The organism is Brachybacterium sp. UNK5269 (assembly GCF_049266655.1).
Taxonomy (GTDB): Bacteria; Actinomycetota; Actinomycetes; order Actinomycetales; family Dermabacteraceae; genus Brachybacterium.
Genome location: NZ_CP184883.1, coordinates 3177228 through 3194693, shown reverse-complemented (window position 1 = coordinate 3194693; position 17466 = coordinate 3177228). Strand labels below are relative to the sequence as shown.

The following is a 17466-nucleotide window of genomic DNA, read 5'->3' as shown; positions in this document are numbered from 1 at the left end:
GTCAGAAGATGCGCGTCAGCGCCACAGTCCCTTGGTGTCGATCACAATCTTCTCTTGAAGGAGCTCGCGGTCGAGCTCCTTGAAGGGGTCGTGGTCGACGAGCAGCAGCACGATGTCCGCGCGTTTCAGTGCATCGTCGAGCGAGGTGAGCTCGACGTTGGAGCGTTCGGCGAGTTCCTGAGGAAGTTCCTCGACGTTGGGCTCGACGACCAGAACGGTGCCATCGGGGAGCTGCTGTGCGAGGGCGCCGGCGATGTTCCGGCTGGGAGATTCACGCAGGTCGTCGATGTTGGCCTTGAACGCGATACCCAGGGCGGCGACAGTGGGGGCCTTGAAGCGCTCGGCGCGTTCGAGAACCTTCTTCAGCACCATCTCCGGCTTGGAATCGTTGACGTTGCGGGCGGTCGCGATGAGCTTGGAGTATTCGCGGTCCGCGGAGACGATGAACCACGGGTCCACCGCGATGCAGTGGCCGCCCACGCCCGGGCCGGGCTGAAGGATGTTCACGCGGGGGTGGTGATTGGCGAGCTCGATGAGCTCCCACACGTCGATGCCTTGACGATCGGCGATGATCGACAGTTCGTTGGCGAAGGCGATGTTCACGTCGCGGAACGCGTTCTCGGTCAGCTTGGCCATCTCCGCGGTCTTCGCGTCGGTGAGCAGCAGCTCGCCGCGGCAGAAGCTCGCATAGAGCTCGCGGGTCAGCTGCGACGCTTCGTCGGTGGTCCCGCCGATGATGCGATCGTTGTCGATCATCTCGATCATGATCCGACCGGGGAGGACGCGCTCGGGGGCGTGCGAGAAGTACAGGGAGTTCGGCAGGTTGGGCTCGGTGGTGAACTCAGGCCGCTCAGTGAGGATGACCTGGGCCATGTGTTCGGTCGCTCCGGGAGGGGATGTCGATTCGAGAACGACCAGCTCACCGCCCTTAAGCTGCGGGGCGATCCCGCGGGCGGCGGCCTCGATATAGGAGAGGTCTGCGTCGTGGTCCCCCTTGAACGGGGTGGGCACCGAGACGATGTAGGCATCCGCCTCAGGGGTGGCGGTCTGGGCGGACAGCTTGCCCTGGGCGACGACTCCGGCGACGACGGCCTCGAGGCCGTCCTCGACGAAGGGAACCCTGCCCGCGTTGATCGCGTCGACATTGGATTGCTTCACGTCCACGCCGATGACGGTCTTCCCGGCCTGCGCCAACACCGCGGCGGTCGGGAGACCGATGTAGCCGAGACCGATCACGCTGACGGTGTCGAGGGGGACGTTCGGACTCATCGGGCGCTCCTGGCGTTGCGGGTAAGGGTTCGACGCGGCTGACAGCACGCCGGTACTCACCGTAGCGCCTGAATGAACCCTGATGGATCGCAGCGGCGCGAATAGCCCGGGTTCCCGGGCGTCATCCGTCACAAATATCGGTCCATCGTGCACCGCACACGCACGATGTTGCGCTGACCTGAGGGGACGGTCGCAACAGGTCGATCTTCAGGCGCCGCATCCGGACGGCGTTCGCCGCCGTCCGACGGCCCGGCACTGGAAGTGTCTGTCACCTCGAGACGTAAGACCGTGACGGAACCCGGTTCGCTTGTCAGCGTGAGCGGCTCAGCGGGCGCGAGCCTTTCTCCAGCAGACTCATCGGTCACGTCCGCGGGCGCAGCGAGGCGGCTCTCGGTCGAGGCCAACGCCTCGCCCGTGAGTCGGCTCCCTTCGCTCAGCTGCCACATCGTCGGAACCACCCCGCCCAGCCCAGACGGAGCACTCACCTGCACGGCTACAGCCGTCCCCACGTCGGCCGGATCCCGCATATCGACGATCACGAGCGCGAGCGACCCGTCGTCGGCCACCACGCCGTGCACCATCACGGTCCCGTCCCCGGAGACGGACGGGGTGAGCACCTGGCCATCGGGCAGGTTACCGAGCATCATCAGCGCCAGGTAGCTCGTGCGGCCCGCGACGATCGGGCCCGCATCCTCATGAGGTCCGCGCGCGCAGATCGGGCTCATCGGTGCCCCACCCTGGCAGGCCTGCAGCGTGGAGTGGAAGGCCGTGCGCTCCACACCGAGCTCGGTGGCCGTCATCACGTAGTCCACGGTCCACAGGGCCTGGGCGTGAGTGCGTGAGGTGTCATTCGTGCCCGGGCAGGAGGTCGGACCGGTTTCCTCGAGCCACAGCGGAAGATCGTGCTGGTCCGCGATGTCGGCGCCCATCCCGATGACGTGCCGCGCGCGCTCCCGAATCGCGGGCGAGGTCAGATCCTCCACGGTCGGGTTCGCGATCGAGGACGCCGGCCCCTCGCAGTCCCACAGTGGGTACCAATGCAGGCTGAGCGCCCGCTGGTTCGGGATGCCTGACTCGGCGAAGGCCCGCCACCAGGGAGCGTCATAGGCCCCGGGGCCTGCGACCGGCAGTCCAGGCGCGGTCTCCTCGATCGCGGCGGAGTATTCGGTGAGCGAGGCCTGATAAGCCTCGGGCCCCCAGTTCGTATCGCGCACCGCGAGCTGCGGCTGATTGGCGTGGAAGAACCCATTGGGTTCATTGCCGATGGCGACGGCGACCAGTCGTTCGCTGAACGCCTCCTGCGCGTGGGCGGCCATGTCCGCGGCGCGGTAAGGATCGTCATGGCCGAGATCCAGGGCGATCGTCACCTGGGCGTCGACCTTGTCGGCGACGGCGGCGACGCGTTCGAGATCCTCCGGACGGACAGTGACCTCCGCCCAGTCCGGGGCGGGCTCGTTGCTTGAGGTCCACCACATCTTCCGGTCCACGCCGTTGCCCCCGAAGCGCAGCACGGGCCGGTCCAGCTCGCTGAGGGTGAGGGACAGGTTCGAGCTCTCAGAGTTCCACAGCGGCGAGGCGAGTTCACGCGCGTCGAAGCTCAGCCCGACGTTGCCGCCGGTGCGGACGGCACCTTCCTCGAGTACGAGGTGCGCGGTGATCGTTTCAGCGGTGGCGTCCGCCGGGTCGGTCATCTCGAAACCGGCGGGGGAGGGGTCGTAGCCGGGCAGGAGAAGGGTCTCGGAATCCGGCGGCTCGGGAGGGGCGGCGCGGCGCTCGGGGTCAGTGCCCGGCTCGGTGGACCGGTGGCGCAGTGCGAGGGCGCCGAACGCGAGCACCAGTGCGATCACGACTACGACGGCACCGCCGATCAGCCAGTGGCGTCGTGTCACCGTGCCCCCGCTCCCGTGCCACCGGCCTGCGCCCGATGATTCCCCTGAGCACAGGATGGCAGATCACAGCGCAGCCGTGCCGCGGTTGCATCACGTCATGGATGACGGAGGTGTCGCAGCGTGACCGAGCCATAACGGCCACTCACACCATCACGTGCGCGTCGTTCCGTCCGAACCAGGCGACGTCGGCGCTGGCCAGCAGCTCCCGATCGCTCACCGACCAGGCGTGCGCGCCGGCCTCGCCGCGGCGCATCTGGGTGAAGTTGAAGCGGTCGGCCGAGTAGACCCGGCCGCCACCGGAGACCACGGCCTCAAGGAAGCCGGTGTCCTCCCCGCGGGAGACGTCGGCGAAGGGGTGGGCGGCGAACACGTCGCGCCCAGCGGTGATCGTCGGCCCCATCACCCGGTCGGTGAAGCGGTGCTCCATCCACGGGAAGCGCAGCAGCGTCGCGTCAGAACCCGAGAGGTGCATGTAGTGAGCGTGCTTGCCCACCACGTCGGCCCCGGAGAACTCTCGAGCCCGGAGCAGATCATGCAGGTAGAACTCGCCGTAGAGGTCGTCGTCGTCCATCTTGGTGCAGACCTCGCCATCGGCCCGCTGGACCGCGGCGTTCAGGCACACGCCGAGGCTCCACCTGTCCGAAGCTTCGAGAACCACCACGTTCTCCATTCCGAGCTCCCGAGCCCGCATCGCTGTCTCCGTGGGCGCCTCGAAACCGTGGGTGATCAGCACCAGCTGCCGCTCCACGCAGGCCTGCCGGGCCACCTGACTCACCAGGTGCTCCAGCTGCTCGGGGCGGTTGGTCACCGCCATGATGCTCACTGCGGGCAGGCCCGCAGTGCCCACGAGGCCGTTGTCCCCGGCCTTCTCGCCGAGGCCCACGGCGTCCAGCACCTGCCGAGCGCGATGGGTATAGGTGTGCTCGCGCCAGATGCGGCGCTGGGCGAGATGCACCGTGCGGTCGCGCAGTTCGCGGGAGCGGACCAGTGCCCGCACCACATGCGCTGCGTCCTCCCGCTCCGAGACCACCGGGACCTCGTCGGCCGTGAAGAACTCCCCGATCGCGGGGGAGGGAGCGGTGACCACGGGTGTGCCGGAGGCGGTGATCTCGAAGATCCGACGAGCGCACATGGAGGGGCTCGTGACCACAGAGTTCACGTTGAGGAACACCTTGTAGGCCTTGTAGGCAGTCAGCATGCGGTCGTAGTCGAGCGACCCTACGACTCGGTCCGCGAGCGCTCCGGGGAACTGGTAGCGCTCATCGTTCCCCAAAAAACGGGAGAAGATCTCCAGCCCCGTGTCCATGCGCGCTGAAACGTCGAGCGCCCCGCCCAGCAACATATCCATCTGTGCACGCCGCTCAGGGAACTTGTGCGCGAAGTACATGCCGGCAAAGGCGACATCGCGGACCTGGTGGCCGTGCTGGGGACGGATCGGATTATGCACTGCGGACTGCGCCGCAAACGGCAGCACCTCGATGCGGTCGTGCCCGAGCTCCTCGCGGTAGCGGGGCAGCAGCGTCACGTCGGTGGTGAAGACCTGGTCGAACAACCGCGCAGTGTCCAGGAAGTCCTCGAAGTGCGGCGGATCCTCCTTGTTCCAGAACACGGTGGGGATCCCGGCCTCGCGGCAATGCGCCACCAGCTCGCGCAGCGACGCGCTCGGGGCTTTCGACCCGGTGAGCTGGTACTGCCAGGCGTCCTTGTTGCCGTGCCATGCGGACTCCACGAGCAGCAGATCCACCGGGCTCTGCGCGACCTGCTCACGCCAGGCAGATGGGGTCACCGCGACGGTCTCGAACTCGTGGCTCCACGCCAGCATCGAGAAGTCGTCGAGGATCACCGCGGCGCGCAGCCCCGCGAACGTCGGATCCGGCTCGGGGAGCGCAGCGAGTGGAAAGTTGAGGCTGCCCTTGGCGTCGACACTGCCCAGCACATCGCTGACTCCATGGGTCGCGGTGCGACGTCGGCGGTTCCACGTACGCACCTGTGCCAGGCCACCCGTGCGCAGATGCCACAGCCCCGTGCGAAACGTTAGCAAGCGGGACGAAGACTGCGTGGGCATGGGCACCTCTGGTCACGACGTGATGGGCTGGCGCCTCATAGTCCCACGGTCACCGCTCCGCGCAGGGGCGGAGTCGGAGACCACCGCATCCTCTGCTGTCGGGAGCGCCACAGGGAAACGGTAGGTTCCAGGACGACGAGACAAGCCCGGGTACTCTGACGCACACCCCGAACAGCTCGGAAGCCGCCGTCGGCAGGAAGAGAGAGCCCCGTGACCGAACAGCCTGCCGAGACGGCGCCATTGCGCGTCGCGATCTACGGCAGCTGCGTAGCCCGGGACTCCGTGGATCTTGCTGGTAGCGGGCGCCTCTCCGTCGCGGACTATGTCGCTCGCCAGTCGCTGATCTCCGCCGGCCTCGATGCCTCGGCTCGGTTCCCGTCGGACCCGCAGGTCTCGTCCCGGTTCCAGCGCCGCATGATGGAAGCCGATTTCGCTGGGGATCTCGAGGCGCGTCTCGATGCCGTCGCGCCGACGACGGATCTCCTGCTGTGGGACCTGACGGACGAGCGCCACGGAGTGCACGTGTTCGAGGACGGGTCGGTCGTGACCCGCAGCGTCGACCTGACTGCTGTCCCTGAGGTGCTCGGCGTCGTCGAGGGAACTCGCCACGTCGCCTTTGGCACGGAGGAGCACTTCGCCCTCTGGTCGCCGCGCGCCGAGAAGTTCCGGGACCACCTGCGTGAGCGCGGCCTGTTCGACAGGACCGTCGTGCTGCAGGTGCCGTGGGCGCTGGTCGCCGTCGATGGCCGGGAGACCCCGGTCAGCATGGGCACCAGCGCCATCGAGGCCAACGAGGCCTACCGCCGCTACTACGAGCATCTGCGCTCTCTCGGCTTCACGCTGCTCGAACTGCAGCCGCTGGGCGTGCTCGCGGATCCCGAGCACCGCTGGGGCTTCGCGCCGTTCCACTACACCCAGGACGTGTACGAGGAGATCGTGGCCCGGGTGCTGGCGGCCTGCGACAACCGTCCGGCGTGAACGTCCTGGGATCACGTCTCGACCCCGAGGTAGCGTCACCCGGCGCTCGCGGGGCCACCGCACCGTGCCCTTCCCATCGGTAGATACATCGTCCCGCCCGCACTGACGGGGTACTGTCCCCCCGCCGAAGCGGCGAGGTGGGACGGAGCGGGGTCGGTCCATGAGCGAAGCAGCGAGCGCGGCGGATGGCGCGGCGACGATCACTGCGCCCGCCCCCGATGACGACAGCGACACGTCCCAGCAGGTCGCGAAGGCCGCCAGGCGGGGCACGTCGCGACGCATCCGGCGCAATCGCCTGCTGCAGGCCGGTGTGCTCGTCGGCGTCCTGACCATCTGGTGGGTGATCGCCGCCCTGGAACTTGTGGATCCCCTGTATCTGCCGGGGCCGGGTTCGGTGCTGAGCTCCTTCATCGACGCGAACCGCTGCCTCGAGGTGGACGGGACGACCGGCCGCACCGTGTGCGGCGTCCAGAACTACTACCTGTGGGAGCACCTGCTCGCCTCTTTGCAGCGCATCGGCGTCGGGGTCGCCCTCGCGGCGGTCGCCGGCATCGCTCTCGGGTTCCTGATGAGCATGTGGGAGCCGGCGAACACGGCGCTGGCCCCGTACCTGAACTTCCTGCGGGCGCTGCCGCCGCTGGGCTACATCGGCCTGATCATCGTGTGGGTCGGGATCGGGGACCTCTCGAAGTACCTGCTGCTGTTCCTCGCCGCCTTCCCGCCGATCGTCATCGCGACCATCGACGGCGTCCGCGGGGTGCGGGAGGACTACCTCGCCGCCGCCCGCAGCATGGGCGCCGGCCCACCGCAGGTCGCCCGCTTCGTGGTGCTGCCGGGCGCGACCGCCTCGATCTTCTCCGGGGTGCGCCTCGCGGTCGGCTTCGCCTGGACCACGGTGGTCGCCGCCGAGCTCAACAACGGCATCCCCGGCATCGGCGGCCTCGCCTACATCTCCGGCACCCAGCTGAACACGTCGCTCACCATCGCCTGCATCATCGTCATCGGTCTCGTCGCGGTCGCCCTGGACGGCTGCATCCGCTGGCTCGGTGACCAGCTGGTGCCCTGGCACGGAAAGGTCTGACCGCCATGAGCACCTCCTCGACCCCGCGCCCGCGCCGCGTCCGGCTCCTCGCCGCCGGCCTCGGCGCCGCGCTGCTGCTGAGCGGATGCGTCCAGTCCGGGCGCACCAGCCACCCCGACAACTTCGAGGGCGAGATCTCCTGCCCCGTCGACCCGGACCCCAGCATCACCACGTCGGCCCGCCTCGCCTGGCAGGCCATCCCCAACGGCGACCTGGTGATCAAGGACCTGGAGCTGCTCGAGGCCTGCATGCCCGCCGCCTCGATCAGCTGGGTCAAGATGAACTCCGGCGGGGACGTGATCCAGGCCTTCGGCTCCGAGTCCGTGGACATCGCCCAGGTCGGCTCCAGCCCCGCCGTGAAGTCCACCTCGCCGCCGCTGTCGAAGGACGTCAAGGTGCTGTGGATCAGCGACGTGATCGGCGAGGCCGAGTCCCTCATCGTGAAGGACCCGGCGGTCGCGCAGCTCGCCGACCTCGAGGGCAGGACCATCGCCGTGCCCTTCGGCTCCACGGCCCACTACTCCCAGCTCACCGCTCTGGATGAAGCCGGACTGAGCGGAAAGGTCGGGGTCATCAACCTCGCCCCCGATGCGATCCTCGCCGCCTGGCAGCGCGACGAGATCGACGCCGCCTGGATCTGGGAGCCCACCCTCACCCAGCTCGTGCAGTCCGGTCACCCGATCCTCTCCAGCGAGGACAGCGCCGCGATGGGAGCGCCCACCTTCGACCTGGTCGCCGGGACCGACGACTTCGTGACGCAGAATCCCGAGTTCATGGCGATGTGGACTGCCGTGCAGGCCGAAGGGACGCGACTGCTGCGGGAGGAGCCGGAGGCGGCGGCCGTCTCGATCGCCGTCCAGCTCGGCATCACCCCGCAGGAGGCCGAGGCGCTGCTGGCCGGGTACATCTACCCGACGCTGGAGGAGCAGGCAGGGCCCGAGTACTTCGGCGGCGGACTGGCCGACGCCTTCCGCGGCACCGCGGAGTTCCTGGAGGCCCAGCAGGAGATCGACGCGCTCGCCGAGGCCTCCGTGTACGAGGAGATGCCCTACGCCGAGGCCATCGAGGAGGCCGCCCCGTGAACGACCACCCCGGCACCAGCCCTGTCGTCTCGCTCGAGGGCATCTCCCAGCGCTACATCACCGACGCCGAGGACGTCGTCCACGCGCTCGCCGAGACTGATCTGCAGATCCCCGAGAGCCAGTTCGTGTGCGTCGTCGGCCCCTCGGGATGCGGGAAGACGACCCTGCTGAAGATCATCGCCGGCTTCCTCGCCCCGACCGGCGGCACCGCCCGCTATCGGGGCACGCCGATCCACGGGCCGGGGGCCGAGCGGGGGGTCGTGTTCCAGCAGCCCAACCTCTACCCCTGGTTCTCCGTGCGGGACAACGTCGCCCTCGGCATGCGGATGCGTGGGGTCGGCAAGAGTGAGCGGGCCGAGAAGGCGCAGGAGTACCTCGAGCTGGTGGGGCTCGGGGACTTCGGGGACTCCAAGCCCTACGAGCTCTCCGGCGGCATGCAGCAGCGCGCCCAGATCGCGCGGGTGCTGGCCAACGAGACCGACGTGATCCTCATGGACGAGCCCTTCGGCGCGCTCGACGCGATCACCCGGGCACGGCTGCAGGGTGACCTGCTGGCCCTCCAGCGGGCCCAGCACCGCACGGTCTTCTTCATCACCCACGACGTCGACGAGGCCGTCTTCCTCGGCGACCGGGTGCTGGTGATGAGCGCGCGCCCCGGCCGGGTGGTGCTCGATCAGCCGGTGAACCTCTCGGGCAGCGCCGGGCACATGCTCGGCGAGGAGATGCGCCGCCTGCCGGAGTTCCTCGAGCTGCGGGAGCGGATCGCCGGGGCGATCGAGCACTGACGCACGACGCCCAGGCTCCTACGACATGGACCGGCCGCCGAGGGCGTTCCCCTCGGCGGCCGGCCGCTGTGATGCGCGCTGCAGGTCAGTGGCCGTAGCCACCCTCCTCGGCATCGGCCTTCTGGGCGTCGATCGCGTCGTCGTGCTGCTCGGCCTCGTCCTGGGAGAGCTCCTTGGTCTCCGCGTCGACCAGGTCGTCGTCGGAGCCCTCCTGGGCGCGGGCGTCGCCCTGGTCCTCGGGCAGGGTCCGCTTCTCGTCGTCGCCGGGGTGGTACATGGGAGTGCTGGTCATCGTGAGTCCTCCTGTGATGAGTCCTGCTCGGTGTCGCCAGCCTCTCACCGGGCACGGCCCGGCACCAGCCCCCGGCGGCCGTCGGGGGGCGCCGGGCGCCCGTGACGGGGCCGTCGCTCCAGGGCGTGGCGGCGCGGTGGGAACCGTGAACCGTGTGCTTCGACCTCGTCTTTTCCCGCTGCCGAACAGACGCAGTACGCCGTCGGTCCTCCCTCATCGGGCAGGCAGCGGTGCGTCATCGACCAGGCGGTCGCGCCCCGTCGCGAGGTCGTCGGACCCGACCCCACCGCGCCACCCCGTCGTCCCGGGTCGCTGCTGACGCCGTCGTTCTCGACCAGTCGGTCAACGCGCTGCCCGCTGCCGCGGAACCGCCCCACCAGCGGGAGCACCGCCAGGCACCGCAGGTGCGCAGCCCCGAACTGTCCTCGAGCTCCGGGGCATGATTTCCTCACTCCAGGGGCGGCGCCGCGCTCGGGAGGACCCAGCGAGCCGCAGCCGGCCCCGTTTCGCTGCTGACGCCGGCAGCACGAGGACTGCAGCACGAGGAAAGAGGACACCTAGATGGCGACCAAGAGCACCGACCGGAGCGATCGCCCCGCCGACGCGCCGGACCCGGAGGACCCCCGCAAGCCCGACTCCCCGGCGGAGGTCACCGCCCCGTCCTGGAAGTACGTGCTGCGCACGACGCTGCGCGAGTTCTCGGCCGACGGCTGCACCGACCTCGCGGCCGGGCTCACCTACCGCACCGTGCTGTCGATCTTCCCCGCCTTGATCGCGCTGGTCTCGATCCTCAGCCTGTTCGGGCAGGACGAGCAGTCGGTGACCTCGGTGCTCGACCAGGCCGAGGGGATCGTCCCCCCGGACGCCTGGGAGACCGTGCGGCCCGCCCTCGAATCGATCCTCACCGCGCCCGCCGCCGGGCTGGGGCTGCTGATCGGTCTGCTGACCGCCCTGTGGTCCGCCTCGAGCTACGTCAAGGCCTTCGGTCGGGCGATGAACATCATCCACGACGTGCCCGAGGGTCGCGGAGCGATCAAGCTCAACGTGCAGATGTACCTGCTGACGGCGCTCTTCCTGCTGCTCGGCGCGATCGGGCTGATGATCTTCGTGCTCTCCGGCCCGGTGGCCGAGGCCGTCGGCAACGCGATCGGGCTGGGCTCGGTGGCCGTGACCATCTGGAACATCGCCAAGTGGTTCGTGCTGGCCGCGATCGTGGTGCTGGTGGTGGCGCTGCTGTACTACGCCACCCCGAACGTGAAGCAGCCCAAGTTCCGCTGGATGAGCATGGGCGCGCTGCTGGCCATCATCGTCGCCGTCCTCGCGAGCGTCGGCTTCTTCCTCTACGTCTCGAACTTCGGCAACTACAACGCCACCTACGGGGCGCTGGCCGGCGTGATCATCCTGCTGCTGTGGATCTATATCATCAACACCATCCTGCTGTTCGGCGCCGAGGTGGACAGCGAGATCGAGCGCGGCCGCGAACTGCAGGCCGGGATCGCCGCCGAGGAGGAGCTGCAGCTGCCGGCCCGCGACACCAAGGCCAGCGACAAGAAGGCCAAGAAGTACGCCGAGGACGTCGAGCGCGGCCGGAACCTGCGCGAGAGCGCCGGGGCCAGCCAGGAGGACCCGTCGGCGAAGCGGGAGGACTGACCGCGACCGCTCAGGGGCGCTCCAGCGGGATCCTCACCGTGAAGGTGGAGCCTGCGCCCGGCTGCGAAGCCACCAGGATGTCCCCGCCATGGGCGCGGACGAAGCGCTGCGAGATCGCCAGCCCCAGCCCGGTGCCGGGGATGGCGGCCCGGCGCACGTGATCGGCGCGGTAGAAGGTGGTGAAGAGCTGGCTGCGCTCCTGCTCGCTCATGCCGATCCCGGTGTCCCGGACCAGCAGCTCGGCCCACGCGCCGGTGGCCTCGCCGGATCCAGCGGGGCCGGTTCCAGCAGTGCCGGTTCCAGCGGTGCCGGGCTCGAGGCGGCGGAGCGAGACGGTGACGCTGCCGCCGCCCGGCGTGTACTTGAGCGCGTTGGACACGAGGTTGTCGATGACCTGACCGATCTTCACAGGATCGACCCTGGCCGCCAGATGCTCCGGGAGAGCGGACGTCACGGTGACGCCGCGCTGGCGCGCACGCACCTCCGCGGACTCCAGGCTGTGCCGGGTGAGCCGCGCGAGGTCGACGTCCTGCACGATGACCTCGGGGCTGCTCGCCTGCGCCTCCAGCAGGCTGGTCACCAGCTGGAGCAGCCGTTCGGCATTGCGGATCGAGGTGGTCAGGTAGCGCTCGAGCTCCGCGTCGGGAGCGGTCTCGAGCGCGAGGTCGAGGTAGCCGATGATCGAGGTCAACGGGGTGCGGAACTCGTGGGAGACCTCCGCGACGAACTGCTCCCGGGTGCGGATGGCGTCGATGAGATCGGTGACGTTCTGGACCACCATCACGGTGCCGTCGAAGGCGCCGTCCTCGTCGATCAGCGGCGAGGCCGAGACGGACAGGTGCTGCTGGCTGCCGTCCGTGCCGGCGGCGATCATGCGGCCCTCGAACGTCTCCCCCTGGAGGGCACGATGCACCGGCCGTTCCGTGGGCGGGATCGGCGTGATGCCGTCCGGCTCGAAGAGCAGCAGCTCCGCATCTGCGCCGTCCTCCCTGCCCGGGGGCAGGCTGAGGAAGTGCAGTCGCCGCTGCGCCGGATTCATCAGCACGTCGTGGCCGTCGCGATCCACCACCAGGATCCCCACGTCCGAGGTGTCCACCACCGCGTGCAGCCTGCGGTTCTGCGAGGCGGCGTACTCCAGCGACTCCCGCAGTTCCTCGCTCTGCCGGTCCATGCTGGTGGACAGGGCGCTGGCCGCGATGCCCAGCGCCAGCATCAGGAAGGGGACCATCGCTGGTCGCATCAGCGTCGACTCGACCAGCTCGACCTCGAACGGAGTCGTGTCGAACAGATACGGATACCACGCCACCGCCGCGCTGCCCACGAATCCCAGGGTGATGGCGAGGGTGGGGCAGATGCCGGACCAGGCCAGCCAGAACACCGGGAGCGCCGCGAGGACGGACATGCCGTCCAGGACCTCTCGGGAAGCGGCCCAGAACGGGGCGATCGCCACGAAGTCCAGCAGTGGGATCACCCAGTAGGCCACCGGTGGGAGCCGATGCCAGGGAACGACTCCGGCCAGCACGGTCAGCAGCAGGATCCCGCCGAACCCGATCGCGAGGTGCGGGGAGCCGGTGGCGACCCCGGGGTCGACGCTCAGCACCACTGCGGTGATCAGCACGGCGGAGATCGTCAGCGGCAGCTGGAACAGCAGCACGCGGTGCCGCAGGGAGTACTGGCCGAAGTACCGACCGCGCCCCCCGGTCCGGCTGACCGCCGCGGCGGTCGTCGAAGAGTCGGGCTGTGACACGGACGTGCTCCGTTCCTGGGCGGGACCTCGGGCACCCTCGGTACGGCGGCCCACGATATCGTTGGGGGCCGAACACCATCCTGAGGGGCGTGCATGGACCGACGCGTTGCCGTCGTCGTCGAGGACGACGAGGACATCCGAGAGCTCATGGTGTCCCTGCTCGGCCAGTCCGGCTTCGAGGTGCATGCCGCAGCCGCCGGCACGAGGGGCGTCGAGGCGGTCCGCGAGAACGACCCGGTGATCGTGACCGTCGACCTGGGACTGCCGGACATCGACGGCTACGAGGTCACCCGCCAGGTGCGGCAGTTCTCCGACGCCTACGTGGTGATGCTGACCGCCCGCACCGAGGAGATCGACACCCTGCTGGGGCTCGACGCCGGCGCGGACGACTACATCACCAAGCCGTTCCGGCCTCGGGAGCTGCGAGCGCGGATCGAGGCCATGCTGCGGCGGCCGCGCACCGGTGCCCCCGCTCCCGCAGCCGCCGATCCGGCGGCACCGCTCTCCCCCGGACGTCGGCGCCACCGGTCGCCGTGCCCGCCGCGGCGCCCTCCGTGTTCTCGGCACCAACGGTGCCCTCCGCTGCAGGGCCGTTCGCCGAAATGGCCCCGGTGTCGGTCCCGAGCCCTCCCATGGCGGCCTCTGCGCCGGCGACAGCATGCGTCGATGCCGCAGCTCAGGCACGCCTCGAGCTCGACGGCCTCGTGCTGTACCCGCACCTGCACCAGGTGGAGGCCGGCGGCCGTGACGTAGCGCTGACCCCGACCGAGTTTCTGCTGCTGGAGACACTCCTGCGCAGCGGACGCGTCGTGCGCTCCAAGTCCGAGCTCGCGCGCACGGTGCGCGGGGACGACGCGGACGGCGGGACCTTCGTCTCCAAGGCGGACGAGCGCACCATCGAGGTGCACGTGGGGAACCTGCGGCGCAAGCTCGGCGATGACTCCAAGGAGCCGCGCTGGGTCCAGACCGTGCGCGGGGTGGGCTATCGGACGGCCGGGAGCGTCAGCGCTCTCATCTGACGCGCTCGGCCGGCGACGCGATGCCCTGGAGGTAGAGCCACAGCTGACGGGCGGTCTCCGCAGCGATCCTGCGCACGCAGGCTATGCCCTCGGCGGCGCATCGGCGCGCCGCGCCCGAGGCGAGGGCCGCGAAGCCCTCCTGCAGCGAAGCGACCTGCTCGGAGAGGGCGTGCGCACCCGCCATCGCGGAGGAGGTCTTCAGGCTGAGGGCGGCATCCATCCAGCCGTCGCGGTCCGCGATCGACAGGGCCTGCTCGAGCCGCTCGATGCGGCGTTCCAGCATGGAGAGGTAGCGACGGAGGAAGCTGCACAGGACATCGGCATCGCCCAGCTCCTCGCCCAGGACACGCAGCGCGTCGATGTCGAGGACCGGGGCGGGGGGCGCGGAGGGCATGAGGTCATCATGCGCCGCTTCGCGCAGGAGAGCGACCCCCGGCAGCCAAAGAATGCTTCAAGGGTGGAGGCCGCGGCCGTGCCGCAAGATCACCTCAAGACAGCCCCGCAGAATCTGCAGGAAACGTTGCGCAGACCCTCGCTGACCCCCTGGGGATCGCTTGAGCTGCCGGGAGTTGAATGAAGCCACCGGAACGACGAGACCGGGCCCGGCTCCCCGCCGGTCCGATCCCCAGCTTCCACTCACCGTCACCGGCGCTGACATCTCCGTCAGCCCGCAGCACACGAGCAACAAGGAATGTCGACATGAACAAGATGGCCAAGGGCGCAGCGATCACCGGACTGGGCGTTGCCCTCCTCCTCGGCGGCGGCGGCACGCTGGCAGTGTGGAACGCCGAGCAGTCCACGAACGCCGGCGTCATCGCCTCCGGTCAGCTCGACGTCGCGCCGGGCAAGGGCGTGTGGACCGACGCCAATACCGGCACCACGGTGGACATCAAGACGTACCGCGTGGTCCCCGGCGACTCCCTTACCTACACGCAGCCGCTGACCGTCACTCTCGAGGGCAACAACGTGAGCGCCGTGCTGAGCATGACCGGCACCCCGCAGGCCATGGCAGGCACGGCCGCGTTCGACAACGACGACCTCGACTTCACCCTGCCCACCCTGGTCAACAAGGACGGCAAGAGCGTCCTGGACGGCACTGCGCTCAAGAGCAAGGCTCTCAACAAGACGGAGACCCTCACGGCGTCCTCGACCGTCACCTTCGACGCGGACGCCGACGGCAGCATGAACGCCGCCATCGACCTGAACAAGGTTAGCTACCGCCTTGACCAGCAGAAGCCGGGAGCGAACGGCACCACCCAGGGCTGACGCAGCGGCGCGGGGCGTTCCGCACCGCAGATCGCCGCCTGGGCTCCGTCCCCCTCCACCCGCCACCATCACCACTCGATCGAGGAGCTGACATGCGCATCGCCCCCATGCTGCAGAGCGCCGCAGTCCTCGTCCTGGCGGTCGTGGCGGGTCTCCTGGGGCCTCCGGCACCTGGGCGCTGTGGAACGATTCCGCGCCGACCGACGCCGGCAGCATCCGGTCGGCCGACTTCATCGTCACGGTCAACGGCGCCGAGATGATCGTCAACGAGACCTCGACCACGGTGGCGCTGGCAGATCCGTCGGCGGCCCTGACGCCGGGCACTCCGGTGTACGCGTCGCTGACGCTGACCAACTCCACCGACGCGAGCTCCAGCTTCACCGTCGGCGCCACCCTCGGCGCCCCGCAGGTCACATCGAAGAATTCGGCGCTGGCCAGCACGCTCACGGTGCGGTCGGCCGTCATGCCGGCGAGCGGCAACTGCTCGGCGGCCACCTACTCGTCCGGCGACTCCGCGAAAGCGACCTCGGCGCAGGTGGCCAAGGGCGGTTCGCAGCGCTTCTGCCTGCGCATGAGTCTGCCGGCGACCGCGCCCGATTCCCTCATCACCAGCGCCGCCACGGTGACCGTCCCCGTGCACGTCGCACAGATCCGATAAGGAGCCCGCCATGACCACCCCTCACAAGACCCCCCACGCTCCGGTGTGGCTGCAGTGGATCGGCCAGGGCGTCTCCTTCCTCCTGCTGTGCGTCTCGGCGCTCGCTGCGATCGTGCTCATCGCAGTGCCTCTCCTGACCGGGTCGCAGACCTACTCCGTCCTGACCAGCTCCATGGCACCGTCGTACCCGCCGGGAACGTTCCTGGTGGTCAAGCCGACGAACTTCGACGCATTGCAGGTCGGGGACGTGGTCACCTATCAGATCGAGTCGGGCCGACCGGACGTCATCACCCACCGCATCACCGGGTTCTCCGCTGGCCAGGGCGGTGAGCGCATGCTGACCACCCAGGGCGACAACAACGACGTCGCCGACCCGGATCCCGTGATGGAGATGCAGGTGCGCGGCGAGCTGTTCTACGCCGTGCGCTACGTCGGCTTCCTCGCCAACGCCTTCGGGCAGACCGACCGCGGCGGGATCACCACGGCGCTCGCACTGGCCCTGATCGCGTTCGGGATCATCACCACGGCGCGAGGGGCCATCGCGAGGCGCGACGCAGCCGGCGCCTCGACCACCACCGAGGCCGAGCAGTCCGAGGCGGTCCACTCATGAGCGTCTCCGAGACGGCCGGTCACTCCGCCGGCCCGGGGCCCCGCACCTGGCGCGCCGCCGTCGTGCTGTTCCTGACGGTGTTCGTGGTCGGACTGGGGCTCTCCGGTGCAAGTGCGGTGTGGACCCAGAGCGGTGCGGTGACAGCGCAGGTCACCACCGGGAAATGGGTGGATTACTCCCGCAGCGGGTTCTCGATGCCGCTTGTTGCGTCGACGAGCAGGGCGGACTGTAACCCGTTCTTCTGCTCGACGCGGCTGTCGTGGACGAACGATGCCAAGCTGAACTCGGGCACCGACAAAGTCACCTACCGAGTCGAGGCGACCCAGATCGACAGGATGAGGGTCATCGAACCTGGTCGCCCCAACCAGAGCTCGGCGTCGGAGATGACGCTCACGACATCGCGACCGTACGGGCGCGCGGAGAGCGTGCGCATCACGATCACCCCCTACGTCAACGGCGTCGCAGGCACCCCGACCGTCAAGGAACTCTGGCTCGACAGAAACGGCGGGACGTGGCTGACGGATGCCAGGTAGGTGCACCTGAATGCCGGCATCGGGACGCCGGCGTCGTCCAGCAGGCGCCTCGTCGTCCGAACGGTGGAGCGGCAGGTCACCGCCCTCGCCAAGCGCAAGGACCCGCCGGATCAGTCCGGCGGGTCCCTGCGTGCGCGGTGAGCGTGGGATCAGAACGTCGCGTCGTAGCGCTGCAGGAAGGCGGCCATCGCATCGCCCATGAACGGCTGCAGCGGACGGTACGTGCCGTCGGGCCAACCCTTCGAGATGCCCTCGACCTTCATCCAGCACATCTTCTTGGCGTACACCTGGCTGCGGGAGACGTCCGTGAAGCACGAGACGGCCGGCAGCGAGTAGGCCGGCTGGCCGGCGGACCGGTAGAGGAAGGCCGCCATGGCGTCGCGGGCGATGGGCTGCAGCGGCCCCACCGTCCGCGAACAGTCGTCACCCGCGGATCAGGTCAGCAGATCGGGGCGGGTCGGGAGAGTAGGCGGCGGCGCGACGCAGCGAGGAACGACGGTGTCGAGAGGTCGGCACGGATGGATCACCCGACTGGGCCGCGG

The 17466-nt window shown here is 69.3% G+C and carries 16 protein-coding genes and 1 pseudogene; 10 read left to right on the top strand and 7 right to left on the bottom strand.

Translation table 11 applies throughout. From position 1 onward, the window contains the following. Nucleotides 1-15: 15 nt before the first annotated feature. From wecC to ACOJUI_RS14875, 3 genes are all read right to left on the bottom strand, one after another. Entirely contained in the window at nt 16-1269 is a 1254-nt protein-coding gene (gene wecC / locus ACOJUI_RS14885; protein ID WP_422117679.1) for a UDP-N-acetyl-D-mannosamine dehydrogenase, read from the bottom strand. Nucleotides 1270-1397: 128 nt separating this feature from the next. Further along, on the bottom strand, nt 1398-3116 hold the full coding sequence (locus ACOJUI_RS14880) for a hypothetical protein (RefSeq protein ID WP_422115716.1): 1719 nt from the start codon (nt 3114-3116) through the stop codon (nt 1398-1400). A gap of 184 nt (nt 3117-3300) precedes the next feature. Further along, a complete protein-coding gene (locus ACOJUI_RS14875) occupies nt 3301-5223 on the bottom strand; it encodes a glycosyltransferase family protein (RefSeq protein ID WP_422115715.1) in 1923 nt (640 codons plus the stop codon). A gap of 210 nt (nt 5224-5433) precedes the next feature. Here ACOJUI_RS14875 and ACOJUI_RS14870 point away from each other — a divergent pair, with 210 nt between their 5' ends. The 4 genes from ACOJUI_RS14870 to ACOJUI_RS14855 all read left to right on the top strand — a co-directional run bounded on the left by ACOJUI_RS14870 (nt 5434) and on the right by ACOJUI_RS14855 (nt 9149). Continuing rightward, a complete protein-coding gene (locus ACOJUI_RS14870; RefSeq protein ID WP_422115714.1) occupies nt 5434-6201 on the top strand; it encodes a DUF6270 domain-containing protein in 768 nt (255 codons plus the stop codon). Between the two features lie 160 nt (nt 6202-6361). Next, nucleotides 6362-7282 carry an ABC transporter permease gene (locus ACOJUI_RS14865; protein WP_422115713.1) on the top strand — a complete coding sequence of 307 codons (921 nt, stop codon included), beginning with the start codon at nt 6362-6364 and terminating at the stop codon, nt 7280-7282. A gap of 5 nt (nt 7283-7287) precedes the next feature. Beyond that, nucleotides 7288-8364, top strand: coding sequence for an ABC transporter substrate-binding protein (locus ACOJUI_RS14860; RefSeq protein WP_422115712.1), 1077 nt, complete (start codon nt 7288-7290; stop codon nt 8362-8364). Then, on the top strand, nt 8361-9149 hold the full coding sequence (locus ACOJUI_RS14855) for an ABC transporter ATP-binding protein (RefSeq protein WP_422115711.1): 789 nt from the start codon (nt 8361-8363) through the stop codon (nt 9147-9149). The genes ACOJUI_RS14860 and ACOJUI_RS14855 overlap by 4 nt, the downstream gene beginning before the upstream one ends. Nucleotides 9150-9234: 85 nt before the next feature. Here the strand turns inward: ACOJUI_RS14855 and ACOJUI_RS14850 are convergent, their stop codons facing one another. After that, on the bottom strand, nt 9235-9441 hold the full coding sequence (locus tag ACOJUI_RS14850; RefSeq protein WP_422115710.1) for a hypothetical protein: 207 nt from the start codon (nt 9439-9441) through the stop codon (nt 9235-9237). Between the two features lie 561 nt (nt 9442-10002). Here ACOJUI_RS14850 and ACOJUI_RS14845 point away from each other — a divergent pair. Further along, on the top strand, nt 10003-11091 hold the full coding sequence (locus ACOJUI_RS14845) for a YihY/virulence factor BrkB family protein (RefSeq protein ID WP_422115709.1): 1089 nt from the start codon (nt 10003-10005) through the stop codon (nt 11089-11091). A 10-nt stretch (nt 11092-11101) separates the two neighbouring features. Here ACOJUI_RS14845 and ACOJUI_RS14840 read toward each other — a convergent pair whose 3' ends face one another. Then, nucleotides 11102-12838 (bottom strand): sensor histidine kinase, encoded by a 1737-nt coding sequence (locus ACOJUI_RS14840; protein WP_422115708.1) that lies wholly within the window; start codon nt 12836-12838, stop codon nt 11102-11104. Nucleotides 12839-12931: 93 nt separating this feature from the next. Between ACOJUI_RS14840 and ACOJUI_RS14835 the strand changes: the two are divergent. Then, a pseudogene (locus ACOJUI_RS14835) lies at nt 12932-13857 on the top strand (response regulator transcription factor). On the opposite strand, the gene ACOJUI_RS14830 reads toward ACOJUI_RS14835, so the two are convergent. After that, entirely contained in the window at nt 13850-14251 is a 402-nt protein-coding gene (locus ACOJUI_RS14830; protein ID WP_422115707.1) for an Hpt domain-containing protein, read from the bottom strand. The pseudogene ACOJUI_RS14835 and the gene ACOJUI_RS14830 overlap by 8 nt on opposite strands. A gap of 305 nt (nt 14252-14556) precedes the next feature. Between ACOJUI_RS14830 and ACOJUI_RS14825 the strand changes: the two genes are divergently transcribed. The 4 genes from ACOJUI_RS14825 to ACOJUI_RS14810 all read left to right on the top strand — a co-directional run bounded on the left by ACOJUI_RS14825 (nt 14557) and on the right by ACOJUI_RS14810 (nt 16924). Next, nucleotides 14557-15123 (top strand): alternate-type signal peptide domain-containing protein, encoded by a 567-nt coding sequence (locus ACOJUI_RS14825; protein WP_422115706.1) that lies wholly within the window; start codon nt 14557-14559, stop codon nt 15121-15123. Between the two features lie 256 nt (nt 15124-15379). After that, on the top strand, nt 15380-15781 hold the full coding sequence (locus tag ACOJUI_RS14820) for a hypothetical protein (RefSeq protein ID WP_422115705.1): 402 nt from the start codon (nt 15380-15382) through the stop codon (nt 15779-15781). A 10-nt stretch (nt 15782-15791) separates the two neighbouring features. Further along, the gene (locus ACOJUI_RS14815; RefSeq protein ID WP_422115704.1) at nt 15792-16391 is read left to right on the top strand and encodes a signal peptidase I; all 600 of its coding nucleotides are present in this window, start codon (nt 15792-15794) and stop codon (nt 16389-16391) included. Continuing rightward, nucleotides 16388-16924: a hypothetical protein gene (locus ACOJUI_RS14810; protein WP_422115703.1), complete on the top strand. Its 537-nt coding sequence runs from the start codon at nt 16388-16390 to the stop codon at nt 16922-16924. The genes ACOJUI_RS14815 and ACOJUI_RS14810 overlap by 4 nt, the downstream gene beginning before the upstream one ends. A gap of 149 nt (nt 16925-17073) precedes the next feature. Here ACOJUI_RS14810 and ACOJUI_RS14805 read toward each other — a convergent pair whose 3' ends face one another. Then, on the bottom strand, nt 17074-17331 hold the full coding sequence (locus tag ACOJUI_RS14805) for an S-layer homology domain-containing protein (RefSeq protein ID WP_422115702.1): 258 nt from the start codon (nt 17329-17331) through the stop codon (nt 17074-17076). Nucleotides 17332-17466: the final 135 nt, after the last annotated feature.